This window comes from Mesorhizobium sp. M8A.F.Ca.ET.202.01.1.1, assembly GCF_004791595.1.
GTDB lineage: Bacteria > Pseudomonadota > Alphaproteobacteria > Rhizobiales > Rhizobiaceae > Mesorhizobium.
The window spans coordinates 18,274-42,793 of sequence record NZ_SRUN01000009.1 but is presented as its reverse complement, the minus strand read 5'-3'; the positions used below and the strand labels follow the sequence as shown (position 1 = coordinate 42,793).

Here is a 24,520-nt window from a genome sequence, read left to right as displayed (position 1 = left end):
TGAAGAGGCACGCTCTATGACGATGATGTGAGCGGCTATGTCTCTTCACCTGACACAATTCCAAGAAAACCGGTTCTCCCTTTTCCTGGAATTGTCCTATCCCTCGTACTTCTCCAGGAACGCCTCGGCGGACAGTTCGCGGAAATCGTCGAGCGAGGCACGCAGCCTGGCGTGGTCCCAATCCCACCAGGCAAGCGCCTGGTAGCGCTCGGCGGTGCGACGATCGAAGCGCTCGCGGATCGGTTTGGCCGGCACGCCGGCGACGATGGTGTAGGGCGCGACATCCCTGGAGACGACCGCGCCGGCGCCAACGGCGGCACCGTCGCCGACGGTTACGCCAGGCAGGACGGTCGAGCCGTGGCCGAGCCAGGTGTCGTGGCCGATGGTGACGCGCTTGGCGCGACGCTGCGCGAAAAATTCGCTCTCGTGTTCGGCGTCGTCCCAATAGTCCGACGCGCGGTAGGTGAAGTGGTGCAGCGTCGGCCGCCAGGTCGGATGGTTGGTGGCGTTGAGGCGCACGCTTGCCGCGATGTTGGCAAACTTGCCGATCGTCGCGCACCAGACGGCGCAGTCCTGCATCATGTAGGAATAGTCGCCGAGTTCGCTTTCCGAGACCCGGCTGCGGTCGGCGATCTCGGTCCAGCGACCGAGCGTCGAGTTGTGCACCTCCGCCGTCGGATGGACCAGCGGCGTCTCCGACAGCTTCCTGGTCATGCGGCGAGTTTCCCCGGGGCGAAGGCGGTGACGTCGATGATGCGGTCGGCGACCGCCTCGCGCACATCGTGGTCGTGGAAGATGCCGAGCAGGGCGACGCCGGCCAGCTTCTTGGCGGCGATGAGTTCGATCACCACGTCGCGGTTGGTGGCGTCGAGCGATGCGGTCGGCTCGTCGAGCAGCAGGATCGGATGCTCGGTGATGAAGCCGCGCGCGATGTTGACGCGCTGCTGCTCGCCGCCGGAGAAGGTTGCCGGCGGCAGCATCCAGAGTTTTTCCGGCAGGTTCAGCCGGGCCAGCAAGGCGCGGGCCTTGGCTCGGGCTGCCTCGCGCTGCTCGCCGCGTTCAACCAGTGGCTCGGCGACGACATCGAGAGCCGAGACTCGCGGTACGGTGCGCAGGAACTGGCTGACATAGCCGATCGTTTGCCGGCGAACGGAAAGCACGGTGCGCGGGCTGGCATGGGCGAGATCGATCAGCCCGTCCTCGTGCGTGACGATGATCTGGCCTTCGTCGACGGCGTAGTTGCCGTAGAGCATCTTCAGGATCGAGCTCTTGCCGGCACCGGAGGGGCCGCCGAGCACAGTGCATTCGCCCGCCTTGATGGAGAAGGAGACGCCGGAGACGACAGGCAGTTTGATGCCGTCGCGCAGATGCATGGTGAAGCTTTTGGCGACGTCAGAGACAACGAGGGGGGTCGGCATCGTTACACCTGCAGAATGGAAGAGACGAGAAGCTGTGTGTAGGGCGCGCGCGGATCGTCGAGCACGCGGTCGGTGAGGCCGCTTTCGACGACGCGGCCGTCCTTCATCACCATCATGCGCTGCGATAGAAGGCGCGCCACCGCGAGGTCGTGGGTGACGACGATGGCCGCGAGGCCGAGGTCGGTGACGAGGCCGCGCAGGAGGTCGAGCAGGCGCGCCTGCACCGAGACGTCGAGGCCGCCGGTCGGTTCATCCATGAACACCAGCCGCGGACCGGTGACGAGGTTGCGGGCGATCTGCAGGCGCTGGCGCATGCCGCCGGAAAAGGCGCGGGGTTCGTCGTCGATGCGGTCTTCCTCGATCTCGACGCGCGACAGCCAGTCGACCGCAGTGGCGCGGATCTTGCCGTAATGGCGGTCGCCGACCGCCATCAGACGCTCGCCGACATTGGCGCCGGCCGAAACCGTCATGCGCAGGCCATCGGCGGGGTTCTGATGGACAAAGCCCCAGTCGGTGCGCATCAGGAAGCGGCGCTCGGCCTCGCTCATGCGGTAGAGTTCGCGGAACTGGCCGTCACGCATGCGGTAGCTGGCGGTGCCGGAGGACGGCAGCAGCCGCGTCGACAGGCAGTTGAGCAGCGTGGTCTTGCCGGAACCGGATTCACCGACGACCGCCAGGACCTCGCCCGGCCAAAGGTCGAAGGAGACGTTGTCGCAGCCGACACGCGAGCCGTAGAATTTCGACAGCGCCGAGACGCGCAGCAGCGGTTCGTCGGTCATTGTGCCGGCTCCATGTTTGCTGGCGCTAGATGGGTCTCGGGGGCAAGGTGGCCGCGATGGCCCTCTTCACGCCGCTTCTCGCAGTGGTCGGTGTCGGAGCAGACGAACATGTGGCCGCCATGGTCGTCGAGAATGACCTCGTCGAGATACACGTTCTCGGCCGCGCACAGCGCACAGGGCTGGTCGAAGGTCTGCACCTCGAACGGATGGTCCTCGAAGTCGAGGCTCACCACATCGGTGAAGGGCGGCACGGCGTAGATGCGCTTTTCGCGGCCGGCGCCGAACAGCTGCAAGGCCGGCGAGCGATGCATTTTCGGGTTGTCGAATTTCGGCGTCGGCGACGGGTCCATGACGTAGCGGCCCTCGACCTTGACCGGATAGGCATAGGTGGTGGCGATGCGGCCGTGCTTGGCGATGTCCTCATAGAGCTTCACATGCATGAGGCCATACTCCTCCAGCGCATGCATCTTGCGCGTTTCGGTCTCGCGCGGCTCGAGGAAGCGCAGCGGCTCGGGAATGGGTACCTGGTAGACCAGCACCTGGCCGGCGGTCAGCGGATGCTCGGGGATGCGGTGGCGGGTCTGGATGATGCTGGCGGTGGCGGTGTCGGTGGTGACAGCGACATTGGCGACCTTCTTGAAGAAGGCGCGGATCGACACCGCATTGGTGGTGTCGTCGGCGCCCTGGTCGATGACCTTCAGCACGTCGTCGGGGCCGATGATGGAGGCGGTGACCTGGACGCCGCCGGTGCCCCAGCCATAGGGCATCGGCATTTCGCGCGAGGCGAACGGCACCTGGTAGCCGGGAATGGCGATGCCCTTGAGGATCGCGCGGCGGATCATCCGCTTGGTCTGTTCGTCGAGATAGGCGAAGTTGTAGGTGGCGATGTCGGTCGGTTGCGCAGTCATTCCGCTGCCTCCTTCGTTTCTTCCGCCTTCGCTGGATTTTCGCGGGCCTCATACTCGGCGCGCATGCGGCGCACGAGGTCGAGTTCGGCCTGGAAGTCGACATAGTGCGGCAGTTTCAAATGCTCGACAAAGCCGGTCGCCTGGACATTGTCGGAATGCGAAATGACGAACTCCTCGTCCTGCGCGGCGGCGACGACGTCCTCGCCCAACTCGGAGGCGCGTAGCGCCCGGTCGCAGAGCGCCATGGCCATTGCCTTGCGCTCGCTCTGGCCGAAGACGAGACCGTAGCCGCGCGTGAATTGCGGCGGCGCCTTGGCCGAGCCCTTGAACTGGTTGACCATCTGGCATTCGGTGACCCGCACCGTGCCGAGCGGCACCGCGAAGGGCAGTTCGGGAACGTCAAGCTCCAACTCGACCTCGCCTATGCGGATCTCGCCGACAAAGGGATGGTTGCGGGCGTAGCCGCGCTGCGTGGAATAGCCGAGCGCCAGCAGGAAACCCTCGTCGCCGCGTGACAGCGCCTGCAGGCGGATGTCGCGCGCCATCGGGAATTCCAGCGGCTCGCGGGTGATGTCGCCGGGGATGTGATCCTGCGGCATCTTGCCATCGGGCTCGATCAGGCCTTCACGGGCGAGGATGGCCGAGACACGCGGCATGGGCTCGGCTTCGCGGGCGCGCTGCAAGGGCTCGGCGACATCGGCGCCGGTGGCAAGCTCGGGGTCGAGCAGGCGGTGCGTGTAGTCGAAGGTCGGGCCAAGCAGCTGGCCGCCAGGCAGGTCCTTGTAAGTCGCCGAGACGCGCCGTTCGACCAGCATCGCGCTGGTGTCGATCGGTCTGGTGTAACCGAAGCGCGGCAACGTGGTGCGGTAGGCACGCACCAGGAAAATCGCTTCGATCATGTCGCCGCGCGCCTGGACGATGGCGAGTGCGGCGAGTTCACGGTCATAGAGCGAGCCTTCGCTCATCACCCGGTCGACACCCAGCGCCAGCTGCTCGACGATCTGGTCGAGGCGGAGCGCGGGCACCGAGCGGTCACCGCGCCGGCGGTCGGCAAGCAGGCCGTGGGCGTTGGCAATGGCGGCTTCGCCACCTTTTACCGCGACATACATCTTCAAGCCTCCATCGTCTTGATGCGCGTCGTGCGCGGCAGGCAGGCTACGCCTTGCGATGTGGCGAGGACGATGTCGACGCCGCGCGGAAAGCGCTTGTTGTTTTGCTTCCACTGCTCGACGAAATGGCGCGGCATTTGTGCCGGCGCGATCGTGGCGCTGGTTTCGATGCCGGGGCCTTCGAGCAACAGCGGGGTTCCTGAAGTGAGATCGCCGACCTGCAGGATCAGCGTTGTCGATCGATCGGGATAGTCCTGCGTGCCTTGTGAGAAACCGTCGAGCGCCATCATCTCGGCCGGTGTGGCAACAAACGCGAAATGCGCGTCGGCCGGGGTGTTGGCAAGCGGCGCACCGGTGTGGAAACCAAGCCAGGAGCCGATCGCCGCGGAGGCGTGCAGGGCCGGGTCGAGCCAGAGCGGCGTGTCGTTGTCGCAGAGCGCCAGTGCAATGGCGCCTGATGTTGCCGAAAGCGGCGCCGGCGGGCGGGCCAGGCCCGGCAAGGGCTGGACGCTGCCCGGCCGCGCCATGGCGTCCATGACTGCCCGAAACACGGTCTGTGCGTTGAAGACCGGATCGGCGAAACCGCCCTCGATCGATTGTGCCGCGATATCCATCAATCTTCTCCGCGAACCATGGTGAAGAAATCCACTTTCGTCGCCGCCGTCTCGGCACGGCGTTTTTCGTGGGCAACGGTCAGAGCCGAGCGTAAGGGCGCAATGAGCCTGGTCTCGACCTCGGCGCGGCGGGCAGGGTCCTGCCAGAGCGCGTCGGCGATGGCCGCCAGCTTCGCCTTCTGCTTGTCGCGGCCAAGCGCGTAGCAATGACCGACCTGTCCGGACGGCAGCCGGACCGTGGCGCGGGTAACGGTCGCTTCGCCGACATTGAAGGGCGCGCCGCCGCCGCCGATGCGGCCACGCAGCGTGACCAGGCCGGTCTCGGGACCGCGCAGCAGCTCGGCTTGCGAAGGCAGGCCGGCCTCGTTCCAGAGCCGGACGATGTCGTCGCCGCTGGATTGCGCCAGCGTCGCCATGGCGGCTTTGCGCTCGGCCTGGTCGCGGGCTTCCTGTCCTCGCATCGGCAGCTTTCCTCTTCGCCAGATTTGTCTATTGATATAGACAACTATACAAATTATACATATTCCCTAACGCGAGTCCATGACGGGTGCGTGACAGGCGGGGGCAAAACATGATCGGGCAGCAAGCGGCCGACAGCATCGAGCGGCGCAGCGGTGTTTCACTATGGCGCCAGATCGCCGACAGGATCCTGCAAGCGATTGCCATTGGCGATTTCGCCGAAAATGCCGCGCTGCCGCCCGAAGTCGCGCTGGCCGAGCGCTACGGCGTCAACCGTCACACAGTACGCAGCGCCATATCGGCCCTCGTGCAGGAGGGCGTGCTGCGGGCCGAGCAAGGGCGCGGCACGTTCGTCTTGTCGCGCAAGCGGCTGTCCTATCCGATCGGCGCGCGTACGCGTTTCTCGGCGGGCCTGCAGGGACAGACGTCGGAACGACACATCGTGCTGCTCTCTTCATCGATCGAGCCGGCCAGCCAGCGTGTCGCCGAGGGTCTTGGCCTTGCCAGGGGCGCTGACGTGATGCGGCTGGAAACACGCGGCGAGGCCGACGGACGGTCCGTGTCGCGTGCTGCCAGCTGGTTCGATGCCAGACGCTTTGCCGGCATCGACGAGGCGATGGCGCAGACCGGTTCGATCACCGCGTCGCTCGCGCGTTTCGGCATCGACGATTATCTCAGGCAATCGACCGTGCTCTCGGCGCGCCATGCCGACGCCGCGGATCTTGCCGATCTCGATCTGCAGCCGGGCGCCATCGTGCTGGTCACGGTGGCGGTCAACGTCACGCCCGACGGCCAGCCGATCCAGTTTTCGGAGTCACGTTTTCCGGCCGAGCGGGTGGAGCTGAAGCTGTCGGCGCTGTAACGCCCCGGCTATCCGATCTCGATCACGGCCTTGATCAGGCCCGACTTTTCATGGACCCAGCGTGCGAGATCCCCTGGCGTATCGGTCAGCGTGGTCCGGTGGGTGACGAGCTTGGCCAGCGGCACGGCGCCATTGCGGATCGAGGCGGCGACATGATCGAAATCGGCGCGCAGCGCATTGCGGCTGCCGACCAGCGTCATCTCGCGCTTGTGGAACTCGGGATCGGAAAAGACGATGTCGTCCTTGACGACGCTGACCAGCACAAGCGTGCCGCCATGCGCGACATGGGCGAAGGCCGATTGCACCGAGGAGGTGTTGCCGGTGGCGTCGAAGACCACGTCGAAGCCTTCGCCACCAGTCGCGTCGCGCACCAGATCGGCAACCGGCGCTTGTGAGCCGTCAAGGACTGAGAAGCCGAGCTCGCTTGACGCGAAGCCCAGCCTTTCGCTGCTCATGTCGAGCAAGCTGACGTCGAGCCTGGCGATGCGGGCGAAGATGGCGGTGCCGAGGCCGATCGGACCGGCGCCGATGACCAGCGTGCGTGCACCGGGCTCGGAACGCGCGCGGCGCACGGCATGGGCGCCGATGGCCAGGAATTCGACGGCGGCGGCGTCGGCGAGCGACAGGCCGTTGGTGGGATAGAGGTTCTGCGTCGGCACCAGGATCTGTTCGCACATGGCGCCATCGCGATGCACGCCGAGCACTTCGATGCGCACACAGCAATTGGGCTTGCCGTGGCGGCAGGCGATGCATTTGCCGCAGGAGAGATAGGGGTTGATGATCACCGGTTCGCCGACCGCAAGACCGGCTCCTTCGCCGACTTCGACGACGGTGCCAGACACTTCGTGGCCCATGATGCGGGGGTAGGCGAGGAACGGGTGCTTGCCCTCGAAGATGTGATAGTCGGTGCCGCAGATGCCGACATGGCTGACCGCCACCAGTGCCCAGCCGGGAGGCGGCGAGCCGGGAGCGGGACGGTCTTCCAGAATGAGTTCGCCGGGCGAGCGGCAGACGACGGCTTTCATGGTTCGGTCCAATTTGGGTTTACGAAAACTCCGGCCCGTTTTGATACTGGGCCGGAGTTCGATTTTCGGTTCGTTGACTACTTGCCGCCGCGGCGGCGCAGGCCATCGAAATAGACGATGACGATGATCAGCACGCCGGTGATGACACGCTGCCAGAAGGCGTTGACGTTGAGCAGGTTGGCGCCGTTGTTGATGGTCGCCAGGATGAAGGCGCCGAGCAGTGGCCCGTGCACCGAGCCGACCGCGCCGAACAGTGAGGTGCCGCCGATCACCGACGAGGCGATCGCCTGCAGTTCCCACCCTTCGGCCTGGGTCGGGTTGCCGATGCCGATGCGCGAAGCCAAGAGCACGCCGACGAACGCCGCGCACAGACCCGACAGCGTGTAGGCCATGAAGATGGTGCGCTGGACGTTAACGCCGGACAGGCGCGAGGCCTCGGCGTTCGACCCAACCGAGAACAGATACCGGCCCCAGCGGCTGTGATGCAGGAAGACATAGGCGGGTATGCCGACCAGCAGGACCATCCAGAACAGATTAGGGACGCCGAGGAAGGAGTTGCGCGAGAATTCCTGGAAAGCATCATTGTTGATCGAAATCGAATTGCCGTTGGTCATCAAGAGGCCAATGCCGCGCAGCGACGTCAGGGTCGCCAGCGTGATGATGAAAGGCGGCAGGCCCATCTTGACGATGCCAAAACCATGGAAGAGGCCGATGGCGACGCCGACCAGCAAGGTGAGCAGGATGGCGAGGAAGACCGGGACGCCGGCGTTGATCAACATCGCGGCGATGACGGTTGCGAAGCCAACCACCGCGCCCACGGACAGATCGATGCCGCCGGTGATGATGACGAAGGTCTGGCCGACAGCCAAAATGGCGATCATCGAACCCTGGCGCAGCAGATTCGAGATGTTGTTGGCCGACGCGAAGCTCGATGTGGATAACGACAGGATGACCCACAGCAGCACCAGCAGCGCCAGCAGCGTCAGTCCGAACAGGGCGTTGTAATTGCGCTTCGGTTTTTCGGCAGGGATCGCCTCGGTGCTCATGTCTTTCCTCCCAACTTTTCTTGTTTCTCGGCGAGCGCCTGTGTGAGGATGTCCTCGTGATCGGCGGTGTGGAAGCCGTGCGTGGCCACCAGCTTGCCGCGGCGGAACACGTGCAGCGTGTCGGCCAGTTCATAGACTTCCGGCAAATAGGATGAGATCAGGATGATGCCGGCGCCCTTTGACAAGAGCGCGCTGAACAGGCGGTAGATTTCGGCCTTGGTGCCGACATCGACGCCAACCGTCGGCTCGTCGAAGATGAACAGCTTGGCGCCATGGGCCAGCCATTTGCCGATGACGATCTTCTGCTGATTGCCGCCCGAAAGGCTGGAAGCCAACGCATGGCGCGTCGGGGTCTTGATCCTGAGGCCGGCGATTTGGCGGTCGGCCTCGGCCTTCTCTTTCGCGCTCGAGATCAACAGGTTGCGGGAGATGCGCTTGTAGATCGGCAAATTGAGGTTGAGGCCAACCGGCAGGTTGAGACAAAGGCCCTGGTCGCGGCGGCTTTCCGGCGCCAGCGCCATGCCGAGCTTGATCGCGTCATGCTCGGAGTTGATCTGGACATCCTTGCCTTCCCACAGGACCTGGCCGGCCGACTTCTTGTGCCGGCCGTAGAGCGTGGTGACGAATTCGCTGCGTCCGGCGCCGATCAGGCCGTAGAGCCCGACGATCTCGCCGGCACGGACTGTCATCGACACGTTTTCGAAGCCCTTGCCCGAGAGGTTCCTGGCCTCGACGATCGCGGCACCCGGAGTGAAATGATCCTTGTGGTAGATTTGTTCGATCGAGCGGTTGATCATCAGCTTGACGAGTTCGGCGTCATTGGTCTCGCTGATGTTCCTGGTGCCGACCAGCGTGCCGTCGCGCAGCACCGAAACACGATCGGCGAGCTCGAACACTTCCTCCATGCGATGGCTGATATAGATGATCGTCACGCCCTCCGACTTCAGCCGGCGGATCAAGGTGAAGAGCTGGTCGGCCTCCTTGCGGGTCAGGTAGGCGGTCGGCTCGTCGAAGATCAGGAACTTGGTGCCGCGCACGGTGGCGCGGGCGGCCGCGATCAGCTGCTGCTGGCCGATGGTGAGGTCACCGAGCATGACATGCGCCGGTAGGTCGAAGCCGAGGCCGTTGATGATCCTCTGCGCGTCTTTGACCATGGCGCGCTGTTGCAGGAGGCCGAAGCGGGACTCCTCCTCGCCTAAGAACATGTTGGCGGCGACGGTGAGATGGCGGCACAGCACCACCTCCTGGTGGACGGCGTTAATGCCCAGCGCCATCGCCTCGTGCGGGGTGGCCAAAGCCGCCGGCTTGCCCTCCCAGATGACCTCGCCGGAGGTACGCGGCATGACGCCGGTCAGAAGTTTTATGAGGGTCGATTTGCCGGCGCCGTTCTCGCCGACAATGGCGTGGATCTCGCCCGCTTTGAAGGCAAGGTGCACCGGCTTCAGCGCATGGGTGCCGGGGTAGCGCTTTTCGAGGCCGTTGAGTTCGAGGATCGTCCTGCCCGGCTGCAGCGTAGGTGCCGGGTGCAGTTCCTGCGCCGTCGACGTCATAACAATCCTCCCAGATTGGTCTCAATCGTTGGGTACGCAGCGATGCGTCTTGAACACGCATCTTGAAGGCGGAGCCTAAAGCACGCAGGCGAATTTCCAAATCGTCCGATGGATGTTTCCGGGGCGACGCCGCCCCGGAAACGATTGTCGCGACGCTGCTTATTTGAGCTTCGGGTTGAGCAGCGCGTCGATCTTGGGATCCTTCATATTGGCCTTGGTAACGAGGTTCGCGCCGGTGTCGACATTCGCCTCGACCTTCTCGCCCTTCGACGCGGCGAGTGCGGTCTTGATGCCGTCATAGCCCATCCGGTACGGGTCCTGGACGACGAGGCCGGAGATGACGCCATCATTCAAGAACTTGATCAGCTTCTCGTCGCTGTCGAAGCCGATCAGCCCGACCTTGCCGGCAAGGTTGTTCTCGGCGATCGCCTGGCCGACGCCCTGCGCCATGATCAGATTGGAGGCAAAGATGCCCTTGAGGTCGGGATTAGCGGTGATCAGGTCGGTGGCGATGTTGAGGCCGGTGGTGGCCTGACCGTCGGCGTATTTGTCGGCGATAAGCTCGAGGCCCGGATACTTGGCCTTGATCTGTTCGATGAAGCCTTGCTTGCGCTGCTCGAGCGAACCAGCGCCGGGAAGCGCCGTGATCAGCGCGACCTTGCCTTCGACCTTGCCCCCATTGGCGGCACCGATGGCGGCGGCGAGACCGTCAGCGGCGACGCGGCCGCCCTGCACGTTGTCGGTGGTCAGGAAGGAGGTGAAGGCCTTGGAGTCGGCGCCAGAGTCGATGCCGATGACCTTGACCTTGGAGGCCGCCTCGTCGATCGGCTTGCCGAGCGCCTTGAACTCGGTCGGCGAGATGACGACGGCGGCCGGGTTGCTGGCGACGGCGTTTTCGAGGATCGAGATCTGGCCGTTGACGTCGGTTTCAGCCTGGGCGCCGAGCTCCGGCACATTGACGCCGAGATCCTTGCCGGCCTTGCGGGCGCCGGCCAGAACGATCTGCCAGTAGAAAGAGGTCGTATCCTTGACGATGATCGGAATGGTCACGTCGGCCGCCGAGGCGGGCGCGGAATGCATCGCGCCGGCAAGCATCGACGCTGCTGCCAGGGCCACGAAAGCGCGGCGGTTGAGAAGGCTGGTCACGAATTTCATTAGGTTCCTCCCTAAGTCGCCTGGTGAAGGTTTAGCTCCGTTCGGATAGGCGTGGCCCAAACGGAACTTTATCAATAAAAAACAGTTGCACTGTTTTGATAGTGCATCGATCCAGCCGATGCAAGCGGTGTTTCCAGTCAGTCCTCCAAAGGCCTGACAATGCCTCGCCTACCAGCGCGGCTCCTTCCCTTGTCGTAGTCAGGCGCTCCCGTTTCCGTTCCGAGAACGTATGGAATATTAATTCCATTTGCCAGTCAATATGGAATGTTCGTTCTTTTCTGGATCGCGACATTGTGAAGTCGGCCCCTGACCCTATGGACATCGCGAAGTACGGGGCCTCAAGCCAGTTCCTGCACCACCGTGTAGGGACGATACTTGGCATATTCCGTCTCCGGCACGTCGATATCGAGCAGTTCGAGGTTGCGCGTCAGGTTCGCCAATTTTGCCGTGCCGGTCAGCACGGTGGCGACGGCTGGCTCGTGCAAGGGAAACTGAAACGCGGCCGCCGGCAGCGGATAACCGCCTTCACCGGCGATCTTCTCCATGGCGTCGACACGGTCGAGCACATCGTGGCTGGCGGGCTGGTAGTCGAAATGGGCGCCTTGCACCGGCCCGGTCGCCAATATGCCCGAGTTGAAAACGCCACCGATCACCAGCGACGTCTGTTGCGCACGGCACAGCGGCAGCAGTTCGGCTTCCGCGCTGCGGTCGAGCAAGGAATAACGGCTGGCGAGCAGGATGCAGTCGAGCGGCGCCCGGCGCATCACGTCAAGGCAGATTGGGACTTCGTTGACGCCGAGCCCATAGGCGGAAATCGTACCGGCCCGCTTCAACTCCTCAAGCGCCTTGAGCCCGCCATCCATCAACTGGCGGAAATGCAGCTTGGTCTTCTCGACACCATGCGTGTAGACGCCGATGTCGTGCACATACAGGATGTCTATCCTGTTTAGCCCGAGGCGCGCATAGCTGAAGTCTACCGACCGCATAATGCCGTCATAGGAATAGTCGTAATCCAGCGCGAAGGGCAGCGGATCGACATAGGAGTGGTCGGGAACCTGGTCTTCCGGCACCGGGCGGAACAGGCGGCCGACCTTGGTCGAAAGCACGTAGGAATCGCGTGGCTTGTAGCGCAGGAAGTCGCCGAAGCGACGCTCCGACAGGCCGAAGCCGTAGAAGGGCGCGGTGTCGAAATAGCGCAAGCCCGCCTCCCAGGCGCCTTGCAGCGTTTCCATCGCCGCCTCGCGCGAACAGGCGCGGTAGAGGCCGCCGATCGCGGCGCCGCCAAAGCTGATCTCTGTGACCTCCAGCGCTGTCTGGCCGATGCGGCGTCTTTCCATGCACAACCTCCCCGTTCCCGGCCGTTGTCCAGCCCGGCAAGTTTATCAGATATTGCTTGAATTTCAGAGTGTCGCGCCGAGATGCCAGGGCACGAACTCGTTGTCGCCATAGCCGAAATCCTCGCTCTTGGTCTTGCGGCCCGAAGCCGTCTCGACGATGAGTTCGAAGATCTCGCGGCCCATGCCGGCGATGGTCTTTTCGCCGGAGGCGATGACACCGCAATTGACGTCCATGTCCTCTTCCATCTGGTGATACATGGTCGAGTTGGTGGCGACCTTGATCGAGGGTGTCGGCCGGCAGCCGAAGCAGGAGCCGCGGCCGGTGGTGAAGACGATGACATTGGCGCCGCCCGCGACTTGTCCGGTGGCCGAGACCGGGTCGTAACCGGGCGTGTCCATGAACACCAGCCCGTTGCCGGTGACCTTCTCGGCATAGCCGAACACGCCGTTGAGCGGCGTCTGGCCGCCCTTGGCGACGGCACCGAGCGACTTTTCCAGGATGGTGGTGAGGCCGCCGCGCTTGTTGCCGGGCGAGGGGTTGTTGTCGATCGAGGCGCCATGCTTGGCGACGTGATCTTCCCACCATTTCACATAGCCATCGAGCTTCTTGGCGACCTCGGGCGTCGCCGCGCGATAGGCGAGCAGATGCTCGGCGCCATAAATTTCCGTCGTCTCGGAGAGGATGCCGATGCCGCCGACGCCAGCGAGAATGTCGACCGCCGCGCCCAGCGCCGGATTGGCCGTGATGCCAGACATGCCGTCGGAGCCGCCGCATTGCAGGCCGACGACGATCTCGCTGACCGGAATCGGCTCGCGCTTCAACTGCCCGACTTCCTCTGATATCTCGGCCAGCACGCCCATCGCCTTTTCCACCGATTTGCGCGACCCGCCGGCATCCTGGATGTTGAAGTGGCGCTTGCCGGCGGCGGCACCCTTCTGGCCGTAGAGGGTGAGCTGGTTGACCTCGCAGCCTAGGCCGACCATCAGCACGCCGCCAAAATTCGGATGGCGGGCATAGCCGGCCAAGGTCCGGTGCAGCACCATCATGCCGTCGCCGGTGCCGCTCATGCCGCAACCCTGGCCATGGACGATCGGCACGAAGCCATCGATGCCGGGATATTTCGGCAGCAACGTCCTGTTGGCGGTGTCGGCGATCGAATGGCAGACGGTGGCCGAACAATTGACGCTGGCGATGATGCCGATGAAGTTGCGCGTGCCGGCGCGGCCATCGGCGCGGCGATAGCCCATGAAAGTGCGGGCGCGGTCAGCTTCGGTTGCGTGCTCGGCTTCGCTCGGCGGCACCACCGGCAGCCGGCCGGCCTCGAAAACCAGATTGTGCGAATGGACGTGCTCGCCCGGCGCGATGTCCTGTGTGGCGCGGCCGATCGCCTGGGCGTATTTGACCACGGCTTCACCCGCGGCGATCGGCTTGATCGCCACCTTGTGGCCAGGCTCGATGACGGCGGCAGCGAGCGCGCCGCCCGGCAGCGTGGTGCCGATCTCGATACGGCCATTGGCAACGGCGACATTGTCGGCGGGAGATAGAAGAATGGTGTTCGAGGCGTTCACGGGCGTTTCCTGGGTGATCCTGGGATGCGCGGATTGACACGCGCCTGTTAAGAGCTAATGTCTTTTATCGTGAAAAAACAGTTTTGCGTCAATTGTTTTTTCGCTCGGGTCGGCCCTTGGTGGCGCTGGAAACAATGAGCCTGACCAGTGAAAGCGATTCCTGCTTTCAGGATCCTGGGAAGATCATATTGCGCTTCAAGCCGGCCGCCGCAAGCGCGGGGATGAATGGGTCAGGGATGTCGAAGAGCAACAACGTCTACAAGGATGCCTACAACCGGTGCCTCAGGCTGCTCGACGAGACGCGCAGCCTGCCGTCGGAACCCGAGCTGGGCGCGCTGCTCGGCGTCAGCCGCACGACCGTCCGCAGCATCCTGGCGCGTATGGAGGAAACCGGGCTGATCGCCTGGAACAAGCGCGCCAAGACGGTGCTGCGCGACCCGCATCCCGACGATTTCTTCCCCGAGGAAGAGACCGACACACTGGCCGAGATCATCGAGCGGTCGTTCATGCGGAGGCTGCTTGCCGGCGGCGCCGAGGCCGGCATGCAGATCAACGAGCTCGAACTGGCGCGTGAGATCGGTGTCGGCACCACCAGCGTGCGCGAGTTCCTGATCCGCTTCTCCCGTTTCGGCCTGATCGAGAAACGCCGCAACAGCCATTGGGTGCTGAAAGGTTTTACACGCGCCTTCGCGCTGGAACTGACCGAGATCCGCGAGATATTCGAATTGCGCTCGGCCGCCGCGTTCACCGCGCTGCCGCGGGATAGTCCGGTCTGGGGGGATCTCGACCGGCTGGAGGAGGAACACCGCGCTCTGGCGCGCGAGATCGCAACGCGCTTCAATGAGTTCTCGGAGCTGGACGAGCGCTTCCACCGGCTCATCCATCGCGCATCGCACAACCGCTTCATCGTTGATTTCTACGACGTCATCGCCATGATCTTCCATTACCATTACCAGTGGAACAAGGCGCAGGAACGCGAGCGCAACGAAGTCGCGATCGGCGAGCATCTATTCTATATCGAGGCACTCAAGTCGCGCGACCTCGGCAAGGTCGATGCAGCCTGCCGCAAGCATCTGAAGTCGGCACGCCAGACATTGCTGACCTCGATCCCGGAAAGCCGGCAACCCCAAAAGAGCTGATCCTGCCGCGTTGCCGCAGCAGCGAATTGGCGATTTTCGACCTGTCTCGGCCGTGCTAGGTATCGTCATCGATTGTTTGAAGAGGCAGATGGCTTGATCGGCCCGGGGAGACGGTGGAGCATTCCGGTCGCGCTTGTCGCGGCCTATTTGCTGTTGCTCCAGTCGACACTTGGTGCGTTCGCCTTCAGCACCGTGTCGAGTGCCGCGCAGCTCGACGCCTTCGGCAACGTCATCTGTACCCACGACGGCGCCTCCCAGCTTCCCGGCGGCGACCAGCATCCGTCCCACCTGCCGGCCTGCTGCACACTTGGCTGCAGCATGTTTTCGCCGGCCTATGCGCCGCCGCCCGATGCCGGGCTTGCACTTGCGTCCTTTTCCTTCGAGACCGTCGCCTTTGTCTTCCCGGCGGCCACGCATCTCGACTTCGCCCGCGAACGCTCCCCGTCGAACCCGCGCGCGCCGCCGCTGGCGGGTTGAGCCTGCTTGCTTGCGGAACCTTTCGCGAGCGTACTCATCCAAGATCAAAACCATTCGCGACCGGCGACGGCGCGATCATCACGTCATGGAGCAACCATGTCCCATTCTTTCCGTATAGCGGCGGGCACTTTGTTCAGCCGCATTCTGTCTCGCGTCCAGGAACGTTTCGGCGTTGCCGCCCTGGCTTTCGTGATCATGCTCGGCGGCGTCCAGACTGTCCTGGCGCATGAATTCAAACTCGGTGATCTCGAGATCGGGCATCCGTGGTCGCGTGCCACGCCGACCGGCGCCAAGGTGGCCGGCGGCTATTTCACCATCACCAACAATGGCAGCACGCCGGACCGGTTGCTGTCGATTACCTCCGACATCTCGGAAAAGGCCGAACTGCACGAGATGGGCGTCAAGGACGGCGTGATGACCATGCGGCCAGTGGACGGTGGCTTGGAAATCCCGGCAGGCGGCAAGGTGGCGCTCGCGCCCGGAGGCTATCACCTGATGTTCATCGGCCTGAAGCGGCAACCCAAGCAGGGCGAAAAATTCGCCGCCACGCTGACCTTCGAGAAGGCCGGTAAGGTCAGCGTCGAGTTCGCCGTCGAGGGCATGGGCGAAACGGGTGGCACGGACGACCACGCCAATTGAGCGTGCCGATCCACCAATTTCGACATCAGAGGGACCATCATGATCAGATATCTTTTGGCGGCCGGCGCGTTTCTCGTGCTGGGGACAAATGCCGCCTTCCCGCACATCACGCTCGAGACCCAGGAGGCGGCGGTCGGCTCGACCTACAAGGCAGTGCTGCGCGTGCCGCATGGTTGCGACGGCAAGGCGACGACCGCCGTACGCGTGCAGATTCCGGAAGGGGTGATCGCGGTCAAGCCGATGCCCAAGCCTGGCTGGACGCTGCAGACCAAGAAGGGCAAGTACGAGAAGTCGTACCAGCTCTACGGCCAGGCGGTGGCCGACGGGGTGAAGGAAATCGACTGGAGCGGCGGCAATCTGCCGGATGAATTCTACGACGAGTTCGTCTTCCGGGCGACGCTGACGGCGGATTTGCCCGCCGGCCAGAAACTCTACTTCCCGGTGGTGCAGGAATGCGGCGATGCCGCCGCCCGCTGGATAGAGGTTCCGGCGGCCGGACAGGATGAGGACGCGCTTGAGAACCCGGCGCCCGGCATCAAGCTCACGCCGAAGAAATGATTTTCTGGCGGCGCGCCTGTCGGCAAGGTGCGCCGCCAATTCCATGGCGACAGCATGAACGAGAGATCCCCACTTCAAAGGCCCGCAACGACCAGCAAGCGATTCGGCTGGCCCTGTGGGCTTTTCGCGATGGTCATCGCGTTCATCGTCATGGCCTCGACAAGCCAGGCCCTTGCCCATGCGGCGCTGATCAAGACCGACCCGGCCGACGGCGCCGTGCTGGCACAGGCGCCGGCGCGGTTCTCGCTGACCTTCAGCGAGCCGGTCTCGCCGCTGGTGCTGACGCTGGTGAGGCCCGACGGCACGCCGGTTGCGCTGACATCCTTCCGCCTCAGCGAGCAGACGGTCGAGATCGACAATCCGCGGGCGCTCAATTCGGGCACGCATGTGCTGAGCTGGCGCGTCATTTCCGCCGACGGCCATCCGGTCGGCGGCTCGCTCTTGTTTTCCATAGGTGCGCCAAGCGAGCCGCCGGACGTCTCCGAAGCGATCGACTGGCCGCTGCGGTCAGCGATCTGGATCGGCAAGGTCCTTCTCTATGCAGGTCTTTTCTTCGGCATTGGCGGCGCTTTCGCCCTTGCCTGGCTGGCCGGGGATGGCCGTGCCGGTCAGCGCTTTGTTGCCGGGGCGATCCTGTGCGGACTGGTGGCGGCGCCGCTGTCGCTGGGCTTGCAAGGCCTCGATGCGCTCGGCGCGCCGCTCTCCCATCTGGCGCAGCCGGTCGTCTGGCGCACCGGTCTTGGGACCAGTTTCGGCTGGACGGCGCTGATCGCCCTGATAGCGCTGGGACTTGGCCTGGTGTCGCTGGCCGCACCGCGCGCGGCTGCCAGGCCACTTGCCCTTGCCGGGCTGGCGGGTGTGGGCGCGGCACTTGCCGCAAGCGGCCACGCAAGTGCGGCCGAGCCGCAATGGCTGACACGGCCGCTGGTTTTCGTGCATGGCGCCGGTATCGCGTTCTGGGCGGGCGCTCTGGTGCCGCTCGGTCTCGCGCTGAAGCGTCAAGCGGCCGGCGCCGTCGAATTCCTGCGTCGCTTCTCATGGGCCATCCTGCCCGTGGTCGCCTTGCTTGCCGCGGCGGGCATCGTGTTGGCCGTGATCCAGGTGCGGACGCCCTCGGCGCTGGTCGACACTGCCTATGGCCTGCTGCTGCTGGTCAAGCTCGCGCTGCTGGTCTTCCTGTTCACGCTGGCCGCCGTCAATCGCTGGAAGCTCACCGCTTCGGCCGAGGCGGGCGCAACCGAGGTGCAACGCAGGCTCACCCGCTCGGTCGGCGTCGAAGTGCTGATCGTGTTGGCGATCTTCGGTGTCGCCGCGGGCTGGCGCTTCACACCGCCGCCACGGGCGTTGGCGATCGCGGCGGCGCAACCGGTTTCGGTCCACATCCACGCGCTGCAGGCGATGGCCGATCTCAGCATCACGCCTGGCCATGCCGGGCCGGTTTCCGCCTCGATGATCATCATGACCGGGGATTTCGGACCGCTCGATGCCAAGGAAGTGACGCTGGTGCTGTCGAAGCCCGATTCAGGCATCGAGCCGCTGAAGCGCGCGGCAACCAAGCCAGGCGACGGCAGTTGGCGTGTCGACAACCTCGTGATCCCGGTTCCCGGCCGCTGGACGGTGCGCATAGACATATTGGTCTCGGACTTCGACGTGGTGAAGATCGAGGCGCCGATCGACATCAGGCCGTAACTCACGGATGTGATACCATTGTCGAACGGGAAACGTCCGCGTGCGGCTATAACACAATTCGGCGAGGCGGTTGACGCGGCTTGAAACGCTCGTCAATCATCGCCCGCAAAACACGGCCTCAACAAAGCGATCCGAAAGCAGGGAAGAAACGATGGAAAAAGCCGAAATCGGCCTGATCGGCCTTGGCACGATGGGCTCCAACCTGGCGCTGAACATCGCCGAACACGGGCACCGCATCGCCGTCTTCAACCGCACCAAGGCACGCACGGACGCCTTCGTCGAGAATGCCGGTGCGCTCAGGGACATGGTCGTCCCCTGTTACAGCCTGGAAGAGCTTGCCGCGGCGATCCGGCCGCCGCGCCCGATCATTATCATGGTGCTGGCCGGCAAGCCGGTGGACGAGCAGATCGAAGCGCTGCGCGGCGTGCTGTCGGCCAACGACATCGTCATCGATGCCGGCAATGCCAATTTCCGCGACACGATGCGGCGCTTCTCCGAGCTCTCCGGCTCGGGTTTGACCTTCATCGGCATGGGCGTCTCGGGCGGCGAGGAAGGCGCGCGCCATGGGCCGTCGATCATGGTCGGCGGCACCGAAGACTCCTGGAAGCGTGTCGAGAAGGTGCTGACCGCCATCTCCGCCAAGTTCAAGGACGAGCCGTGTGCCGCCTGGCTCGGTACGGACGGCGCCGGGCATTTCGTCAAGACCATCCACAACGGCATTGAATATGCCGACATGCAGATGATTGCCGAGATCTACGGTATCCTGCGCGATGGCCTGGGCATGGGGCCGAAGGAGATCGGCACGGTATTTTCCAACTGGAACAAGGGCCGGCTCAATTCCTACCTGATCGAGATCACCGCCAAGGTGCTCGCCGCCGACGATCCGAAGACCGGCAAGCCGGTGGTCGACATCATCCTCGATCGCGCCGGCCAGAAGGGCACCGGCAAATGGTCCGTCATCGAGGCGCAGCAGCTCGGCATTCCGGCGACCGCGATCGAGGCGGCGGTGGCGGCGCGCGTGCTGTCGTCGATCAAGGACGAACGGCAGGCAGCCGAAAAGGCCTATGGCAATATCGGCGTGACGAAAATTTCTGGCGACAAGGATACGCTGCTGAGAGACCTCGAACTGGCGCTGTTCGCCGGCAAGATTGCTGCTTACGCGCAGGGCTTTGCCGTGATGGCCGGCGCCTCGAAGGAGTTCAACTGGAACCTGCCGATGCCGACCATCGCCAAGATCTGGCGCGCCGGCTGCATCATCCGCTCGCAAATGCTCGACACAATGGCCGAGGCCTTCAGCAGTGGCGGCGCTTCGACCAACCTGCTGATGGCGCCGGCTTTCATCAGCTTGATGCAGGAGGCGCATCCGTCGCTGCGGCGCATCGTGGCGAGGGCTTCCGAAGCCGGGACGCCGGTGCCGGCGCTGTCTTCGGCGCTTGCCTATTTCGACAGCTATCGCCAGGGCCGCGGCACCTCGAACCTGATCCAGGCGCAGCGCGACTTCTTCGGTGCGCATGGTTTCGAGCGCATCGGCGAGCAGGGTGCGTTCCACGGCCCTTGGGGCAGCGGCGCGGCGCGTTAGTCGCCTGAGCGCCGATAGGCCACAACGCCCTTCGGCTCGCTCAGGCTCTGCAGCGAGCCGGGCGCGGTGCCGCCGATCCAGCCGAGCACCGAGCGCGCAAGCTCGGAGCCGGCCAGCCGGAAATCTTCGTTGACGACCAGCAATTCATGCCGGAACAGATGCAGCAGATCCGACGACTGCTTCGACACCACGTCGACGTCGCGGCCGAGCTTGAAGCCGGCATCCTCTATACCGGCGACGATGGCGAGCGTCGCGGCGGCGGCGCTGCTGATTATGCCGTCCGGTCTGATATCGCGCCGCATCAGCTGCGCGGTCCTCATCCTGATCTGTTCGATCGAATGGTCGATCGAGATGGTGTTGAACGGCACCTCGCTGGCGCCGACTTCGCTCAGCGCGTCGGCAAAGCCGTCGACCGTATGGCGGTAGTAGCTCAAACCGGCCGGCGGCGTCACCAAAGCGAGCCGGCGGCGACCCATGCCGGCGAGATGGCGCACGGCCTCGGCCGCGAAGGCGTAGTTGTCGAAATCATGGTAGGGATGAACCAGCCCCATATCGGTGCGGCCATGCGTGGCGAAGGGTATCCCCCGCTCCAGCATGTAGCGGGCGCGGGGATCGTTCGGCTGCGTGCGCGAGATGATGACGCCGTCGGCCGAACCGGTCTCCACGAGATAGCGCACCGGATCCAGCGGATCCTGCGAGCGCGAATAGGGTGTGACGATCAAGTGGTAGGGCGTGTCGGCGATGACTTCGGTGACGCCATAGATGATGTCGGAGACGAAGCTCATGATCTCCTGCTCGGTGTTGAGCACGAGGCTGATGACATTGGTCTTGCCGGTCCTGAGGCGCACGCCGGCGCGGTTGGGCCGGTAGCCGATCTGCTTGGCGACGAGCTGGACGCGGCGCCTGGTCTCGGCGCCGATCTCCGGGGCATCCTTCAGGGCGCGCGATACGGTGGTGACGCCGAGCCCGGTCATGAAGGCAAGCGTCTTCAGCGTCGGCCGTTCTTGCGCCGACGCCTCTTCGGTTTTTTTCGTCCGCTGTTTGTCCATTCTTCCCGCCCGTCAGGCGCATAGCAGCCGCAGGCCGGGTCGGCAATCGCCGCAATCCGCAATCCGGCGTGATTTCAGGCCTTGTGTGGCTGCAATATACTGAAACGTTACAGATTGCCAATCTCGGCTTGTCGTCCGCCAGTATGGCTGCGGATATCTGGCGGGCAAATTCTCTTGGGAATCCAAGGCGAAATGCCGTCTTCGCGGCGACTTTGCCGAGTTTTACAGGAAAATTGACCGTTTTGCACTGCAATCCCGGCGTGTTGCGATGCACCACACGCGGCGGGCTCCAAGAATTTATTCGCGCTTCGAAAAAATGTAAGGTCATCCGCACGGCCGGGGTTGCACCATCGGCGCAATTGCCGTATCGAAAATCTGTAACGTTTCAGATTTCTGGGAGGAAGCCGAAATGCGATACAAATTCCTGACCGCTGCCTTTGCCGCGACAGTTGCGCTCAACGTTGCCGGGCCGGCGGCCGCGACCGATCTGGAAGTCACCCATTGGTGGACCTCCGGTGGCGAGGCGGCGGCGGTCGCCGAACTCGCCAAGGCATTCGACGCCACAGGCAATCACTGGGTCGACGGTGCCATCGCCGGATCCGGCGGTACGGCGCGGCCGATCATGATCAGCCGCATCACGGGCGGCGATCCGATGGGAGCCACCCAATTCAATCATGGCCGGCAGGCGGAAGAACTGGTGCAGGCCGGCCTGATGCGCGACCTCACCGATGTCGCCACCAAGGGCAAATGGACGGAAGTGGTGCGGCCCAAGAGCCTGCTCGACAGTTGCACGATCGGCGGCAAGATCTATTGCGTTCCGGTCAACATCCATTCCTGGCAATGGCTGTGGCTGTCGAACGCGGCCTTCGAGAAGGCCGGCGTGCCGGTGCCGAAGAACTGGAATGAATATGTGGCCGCGGCCCCGGCGCTGGAGAAGGCAGGCATCGTGCCGCTCGCGGTCGGTGGGCAGGCCTGGCAGGCATCGGGCGCCTTCGACGTGCTGCTTGCCGCGGTCGGCGGAACCGACACCTTCCTCAAGGTCTACAAGGACAAGGACGCCAAGTTCGCAGCCGGTCCCGAAGTCGCCAAGGTCTTCAAGGCGGCCGACGATGCGCGCAAGATGGCCAAGAACACCAATGTGCAGGACTGGAACCAGGCCACCAACATGGTCATCACCGGCAAGGCCGGCGGCCAGATCATGGGCGACTGGGCGCAGGGCGAGTTCCAGGTCGCCGGCAAGACCGCCGGCAAGGACTATACCTGTCTTCCCGGCCTTGGCCTGAACGAGGTCATCGCCACGGGCGGCGACGCCTTCTATTTCCCGCTGTTCAAGGATGCCGACAAGGCCAAGGCGCAGGAAGTACTGGCCGAAACCCTGCTCGATCCCAAGACCCAGGTCGCCTTCAACCTCAAGAAGGGTTCGCTGCCGGTGCGCGGCGACGTCGACCTCGCCGCGGCCAATGACTGCATGAAGAAGGGCCTCGCCATCCTGGCCAAGGGCGCGGTCATCCCGTGGACGGACCAACTGCTCTCGCAGGACAGCCAGAAGCAGAAGGAGGACCTGTTCTCGGAGTTCTTCGCCAAGCCCGACATGACCCTCGAAGAGGCGCAGAAGCGCTTCGCCGACATCATCGCTTCCGCCGATTGATCTCAGGCGCCCCCGCCAGCTCCCGGCCCTTGTCCATCGAGGGTCGGGAGCGTGAGGCTCTTATTGTCCCAGCGAGGCTGCCGAGATGAGCAACAGCGAACGCCCCAACCGGCTTTTCCGCAATCTCAACGCGAAAATCGCCTCGATCCCGATGGTGCTCACCGCCGTGGTGGTGTTCGTCGGCGGCACGGCGTGGACGGTGCTTTATTCCTTCACCAATTCAAAGCTCCTGCCGCGGTTGAATTTCGTCGGGCTCGACCAGTATTACCGGCTTTGGGCGACGCCGCGCTGGCTGATCTCGATCGAGAATCTCTTGATCTACGGCGTGATCTCACTGGTGTTCTCGCTGGTGATCGGGTTTCTGCTGGCAGCCCTGCTCGACCAGAAGATCCGTTTCGAGGACACGTTCCGCACCATCTTCCTCTACCCCTTCGCATTGTCTTTCATCGTCACCGGCCTTGTCTGGCAGTGGCTGCTCAATCCGGATTTCGGCGTTCAGGGAGTGGTGCGAAGCCTGGGCTGGACCAGCTTCGACTTCAATCCGCTCTACAATTCCAGCATCGTCATCTACGGCATATCGATCGCCGCGCTTTGGCAAGGCACGGGACTGATCATGTGCCTGATGCTGGCGGGCCTGCGCGGCATCGACGAGGATATCTGGAAGGCCGCACGGGTGGACGGGATACCCATGTGGAAGACCTATCTCTTCATCATCATCCCGATGATGCGGCCGGTTTTCATCACCACGCTGGTGATCATCGCGTCCGGCATCGTCAAGGTCTACGACCTCGTCGTTGCGCAGACCAGCGGCGGTCCCGGCATCGCCTCCGAAGTGCCGGCAAAATATGTCTACGACTACATGTTCTTCGCCCAGAATCTCGGCCAGGGCTTTGCCGCCTCGACCATGATGCTGCTGTCGGTGATGATCGTCATCGTGCCGTGGGCCTATCTCGAATTCGGAGGCCGCAAGCGTGTCTGACCATGCCGTCTCCTTGTCCGCCACGTCGTCAAACCCGCAAGCCGGCGTCTCCGGACCGAGCGGACCGAAGCCGCGACACGTGTTCTCGCGCCGCAACATTTTCCTCTACGGTACGCTCATCGTCGTGGCGCTCTACTACCTCCTGCCGCTCTATGTGATGGTCGTCACCTCGCTCAAGGGCATGCCGGAAATCCGCCTCGGCAACATCTTCTCGCCGCCGCTCGAGATCACCTTCGAGCCCTGGGTCAAGGCGTGGTCGCAGGCCTGCACCGGCCTCAATTGCGACGGGCTTTCGCGCGGTTTCTGGAACTCGGTGCGCATCACCGTTCCCTCGGTGATCCTGTCGATCGCCATCGCCTCGGTGAACGGCTACGCGCTGGCCAACTGGCGCTTCAAGGGCGCCGACACATTCTTCGTCATCCTGATCGTCGGCGCCTTCATTCCCTATCAGGTGATGATCTATCCGATCGTCATCATCCTGCGCGAGATCGGCCTCTATGGCAGCCTTACAGGCCTGGTGATCGTGCATTCCATTTTCGGCATGCCGATCCTGACGCTTCTGTTCCGCAATTATTTCACCTCGATGCCGGAGGAGCTGTTCCGGGCGGCGCGCGTCGACGGCGCCGGCTTCTGGGGCATCTACCTGCGCATCATGCTGCCGATGTCGCTGCCGATCTTCGTCGTCGCCATCATCCTGCAGGTGACCGGCATCTGGAACGACTTCCTGTTCGGCGTCGTCTACACCCGTCCCGACACCTATCCGATGACGGTGCAGCTCAACAACATCGTCAACTCGGTGCAGGGCGTGAAGGAATACAACGTCAACATGGCCGCCACCATCCTGACCGGCCTGGTGCCGCTGGTCGTCTATTTCATTTCCGGCAAATTGTTCGTGCGCGGCATTGCCGCCGGCGCGGTGAAAGGGTGATGGC

The 24,520-nt window shown here is 63.8% G+C and carries 24 protein-coding genes; 10 read left to right on the top strand and 14 right to left on the bottom strand.

Translation table 11 applies throughout. From position 1 onward, the window contains the following. Positions 1-96 precede the first annotated feature (96 nt). The 7 genes from EN845_RS19695 to phnG are packed head-to-tail and all read right to left on the bottom strand — an operon-like array spanning position 97 to position 5,289. Entirely contained in the window at positions 97-714 is a 618-nt protein-coding gene (locus EN845_RS19695; RefSeq protein WP_127872333.1) for a DapH/DapD/GlmU-related protein, read from the bottom strand. Further along, entirely contained in the window at positions 711-1,418 is a 708-nt protein-coding gene (phnL, locus tag EN845_RS19690; RefSeq protein ID WP_127872334.1) for a phosphonate C-P lyase system protein PhnL, read from the bottom strand. Before phnL ends, EN845_RS19695 begins: the two co-directional genes overlap by 4 nt. Before the next feature lie 2 nt (positions 1,419-1,420). Then, positions 1,421-2,197 (bottom strand): phosphonate C-P lyase system protein PhnK, encoded by a 777-nt coding sequence (gene phnK, locus EN845_RS19685; protein WP_015315654.1) that lies wholly within the window; start codon positions 2,195-2,197, stop codon positions 1,421-1,423. Continuing rightward, the gene (locus tag EN845_RS19680; protein WP_127872335.1) at positions 2,194-3,105 is read right to left on the bottom strand and encodes an alpha-D-ribose 1-methylphosphonate 5-phosphate C-P-lyase PhnJ; all 912 of its coding nucleotides are present in this window, start codon (positions 3,103-3,105) and stop codon (positions 2,194-2,196) included. Before EN845_RS19680 ends, phnK begins: the two co-directional genes overlap by 4 nt. Continuing rightward, complete coding sequence (locus tag EN845_RS19675) at positions 3,102-4,214, bottom strand: carbon-phosphorus lyase complex subunit PhnI (RefSeq protein ID WP_127279890.1); 1,113 nt, start codon at positions 4,212-4,214, stop codon at positions 3,102-3,104. The genes EN845_RS19680 and EN845_RS19675 overlap by 4 nt, the downstream gene beginning before the upstream one ends. Before the next feature lie 2 nt (positions 4,215-4,216). Further along, a complete protein-coding gene (phnH, locus tag EN845_RS19670) occupies positions 4,217-4,828 on the bottom strand; it encodes a phosphonate C-P lyase system protein PhnH (RefSeq protein ID WP_127279889.1) in 612 nt (203 codons plus the stop codon). Beyond that, a complete protein-coding gene (gene phnG, locus EN845_RS19665; RefSeq protein ID WP_127279888.1) occupies positions 4,828-5,289 on the bottom strand; it encodes a phosphonate C-P lyase system protein PhnG in 462 nt (153 codons plus the stop codon). Before phnG ends, phnH begins: the two co-directional genes overlap by 1 nt. A 110-nt stretch (positions 5,290-5,399) precedes the next feature. On the opposite strand from phnG, the gene phnF reads away from it, so the two are divergent. Further along, positions 5,400-6,149 (top strand): phosphonate metabolism transcriptional regulator PhnF, encoded by a 750-nt coding sequence (gene phnF / locus EN845_RS19660; RefSeq protein ID WP_127279887.1) that lies wholly within the window; start codon positions 5,400-5,402, stop codon positions 6,147-6,149. 8 nt (positions 6,150-6,157) lie between these two features. Here phnF and EN845_RS19655 read toward each other — a convergent pair whose 3' ends face one another. The 6 genes from EN845_RS19655 to EN845_RS19630 all read right to left on the bottom strand — a co-directional run bounded on the left by EN845_RS19655 (position 6,158) and on the right by EN845_RS19630 (position 13,831). Then, a complete protein-coding gene (locus EN845_RS19655) occupies positions 6,158-7,174 on the bottom strand; it encodes a zinc-binding alcohol dehydrogenase family protein (RefSeq protein ID WP_127279886.1) in 1,017 nt (338 codons plus the stop codon). 77 nt (positions 7,175-7,251) lie between these two features. Then, positions 7,252-8,220, bottom strand: a complete 969-nt coding sequence (locus tag EN845_RS19650; RefSeq protein ID WP_027144667.1) for an ABC transporter permease — start codon at positions 8,218-8,220, stop codon at positions 7,252-7,254. Next, positions 8,217-9,770: a sugar ABC transporter ATP-binding protein gene (locus tag EN845_RS19645; protein ID WP_127872336.1), complete on the bottom strand. Its 1,554-nt coding sequence runs from the start codon at positions 9,768-9,770 to the stop codon at positions 8,217-8,219. The genes EN845_RS19650 and EN845_RS19645 overlap by 4 nt, the downstream gene beginning before the upstream one ends. A 159-nt stretch (positions 9,771-9,929) precedes the next feature. After that, positions 9,930-10,925: an ABC transporter substrate-binding protein gene (locus tag EN845_RS19640; RefSeq protein WP_127872337.1), complete on the bottom strand. Its 996-nt coding sequence runs from the start codon at positions 10,923-10,925 to the stop codon at positions 9,930-9,932. Between the two features lie 338 nt (positions 10,926-11,263). Beyond that, positions 11,264-12,262, bottom strand: coding sequence for an aldo/keto reductase (locus EN845_RS19635; RefSeq protein WP_127277040.1), 999 nt, complete (start codon positions 12,260-12,262; stop codon positions 11,264-11,266). A 63-nt stretch (positions 12,263-12,325) separates the two neighbouring features. Next, positions 12,326-13,831 (bottom strand): altronate dehydratase family protein, encoded by a 1,506-nt coding sequence (locus EN845_RS19630; RefSeq protein ID WP_127872338.1) that lies wholly within the window; start codon positions 13,829-13,831, stop codon positions 12,326-12,328. Between the two features lie 236 nt (positions 13,832-14,067). On the opposite strand from EN845_RS19630, the gene EN845_RS19625 reads away from it, so the two are divergent. From EN845_RS19625 to gndA, 6 genes are all read left to right on the top strand, one after another. Then, on the top strand, positions 14,068-14,970 hold the full coding sequence (locus EN845_RS19625) for a GntR family transcriptional regulator (protein ID WP_127277044.1): 903 nt from the start codon (positions 14,068-14,070) through the stop codon (positions 14,968-14,970). A gap of 120 nt (positions 14,971-15,090) precedes the next feature. Next, complete coding sequence (locus EN845_RS19620) at positions 15,091-15,447, top strand: DUF2946 family protein (protein ID WP_127277062.1); 357 nt, start codon at positions 15,091-15,093, stop codon at positions 15,445-15,447. A gap of 96 nt (positions 15,448-15,543) precedes the next feature. Next, on the top strand, positions 15,544-16,086 hold the full coding sequence (locus EN845_RS19615; RefSeq protein WP_127872339.1) for a copper chaperone PCu(A)C: 543 nt from the start codon (positions 15,544-15,546) through the stop codon (positions 16,084-16,086). Positions 16,087-16,125: 39 nt separating this feature from the next. Further along, a complete protein-coding gene (locus EN845_RS19610) occupies positions 16,126-16,644 on the top strand; it encodes a YcnI family protein (protein ID WP_127872340.1) in 519 nt (172 codons plus the stop codon). A 129-nt stretch (positions 16,645-16,773) separates the two neighbouring features. Then, positions 16,774-18,333: a copper resistance CopC/CopD family protein gene (locus tag EN845_RS19605; RefSeq protein ID WP_127872341.1), complete on the top strand. Its 1,560-nt coding sequence runs from the start codon at positions 16,774-16,776 to the stop codon at positions 18,331-18,333. 151 nt (positions 18,334-18,484) lie between these two features. Then, entirely contained in the window at positions 18,485-19,912 is a 1,428-nt protein-coding gene (gene gndA / locus EN845_RS19600; protein WP_127872342.1) for an NADP-dependent phosphogluconate dehydrogenase, read from the top strand. Here gndA and EN845_RS19595 read toward each other — a convergent pair. Then, positions 19,909-20,961: a LacI family transcriptional regulator gene (locus EN845_RS19595; protein ID WP_127872343.1), complete on the bottom strand. Its 1,053-nt coding sequence runs from the start codon at positions 20,959-20,961 to the stop codon at positions 19,909-19,911. The two genes, gndA and EN845_RS19595, sit on opposite strands and share 4 nt — an antisense overlap. Before the next feature lie 409 nt (positions 20,962-21,370). On the opposite strand from EN845_RS19595, the gene EN845_RS19590 reads away from it, so the two are divergent. The 3 genes from EN845_RS19590 (at position 21,371) to EN845_RS19580 (ending at position 24,516) form a co-directional block, all read left to right on the top strand. After that, positions 21,371-22,609 carry an ABC transporter substrate-binding protein gene (locus tag EN845_RS19590; protein ID WP_127872344.1) on the top strand — a complete coding sequence of 413 codons (1,239 nt, stop codon included), beginning with the start codon at positions 21,371-21,373 and terminating at the stop codon, positions 22,607-22,609. Between the two features lie 85 nt (positions 22,610-22,694). Continuing rightward, positions 22,695-23,588, top strand: a complete 894-nt coding sequence (locus EN845_RS19585; protein ID WP_127872345.1) for a sugar ABC transporter permease — start codon at positions 22,695-22,697, stop codon at positions 23,586-23,588. Further along, positions 23,581-24,516: a carbohydrate ABC transporter permease gene (locus EN845_RS19580; protein WP_127277058.1), complete on the top strand. Its 936-nt coding sequence runs from the start codon at positions 23,581-23,583 to the stop codon at positions 24,514-24,516. The genes EN845_RS19585 and EN845_RS19580 overlap by 8 nt, the downstream gene beginning before the upstream one ends. The last annotated feature ends 4 nt before the right edge of the window (positions 24,517-24,520 follow it).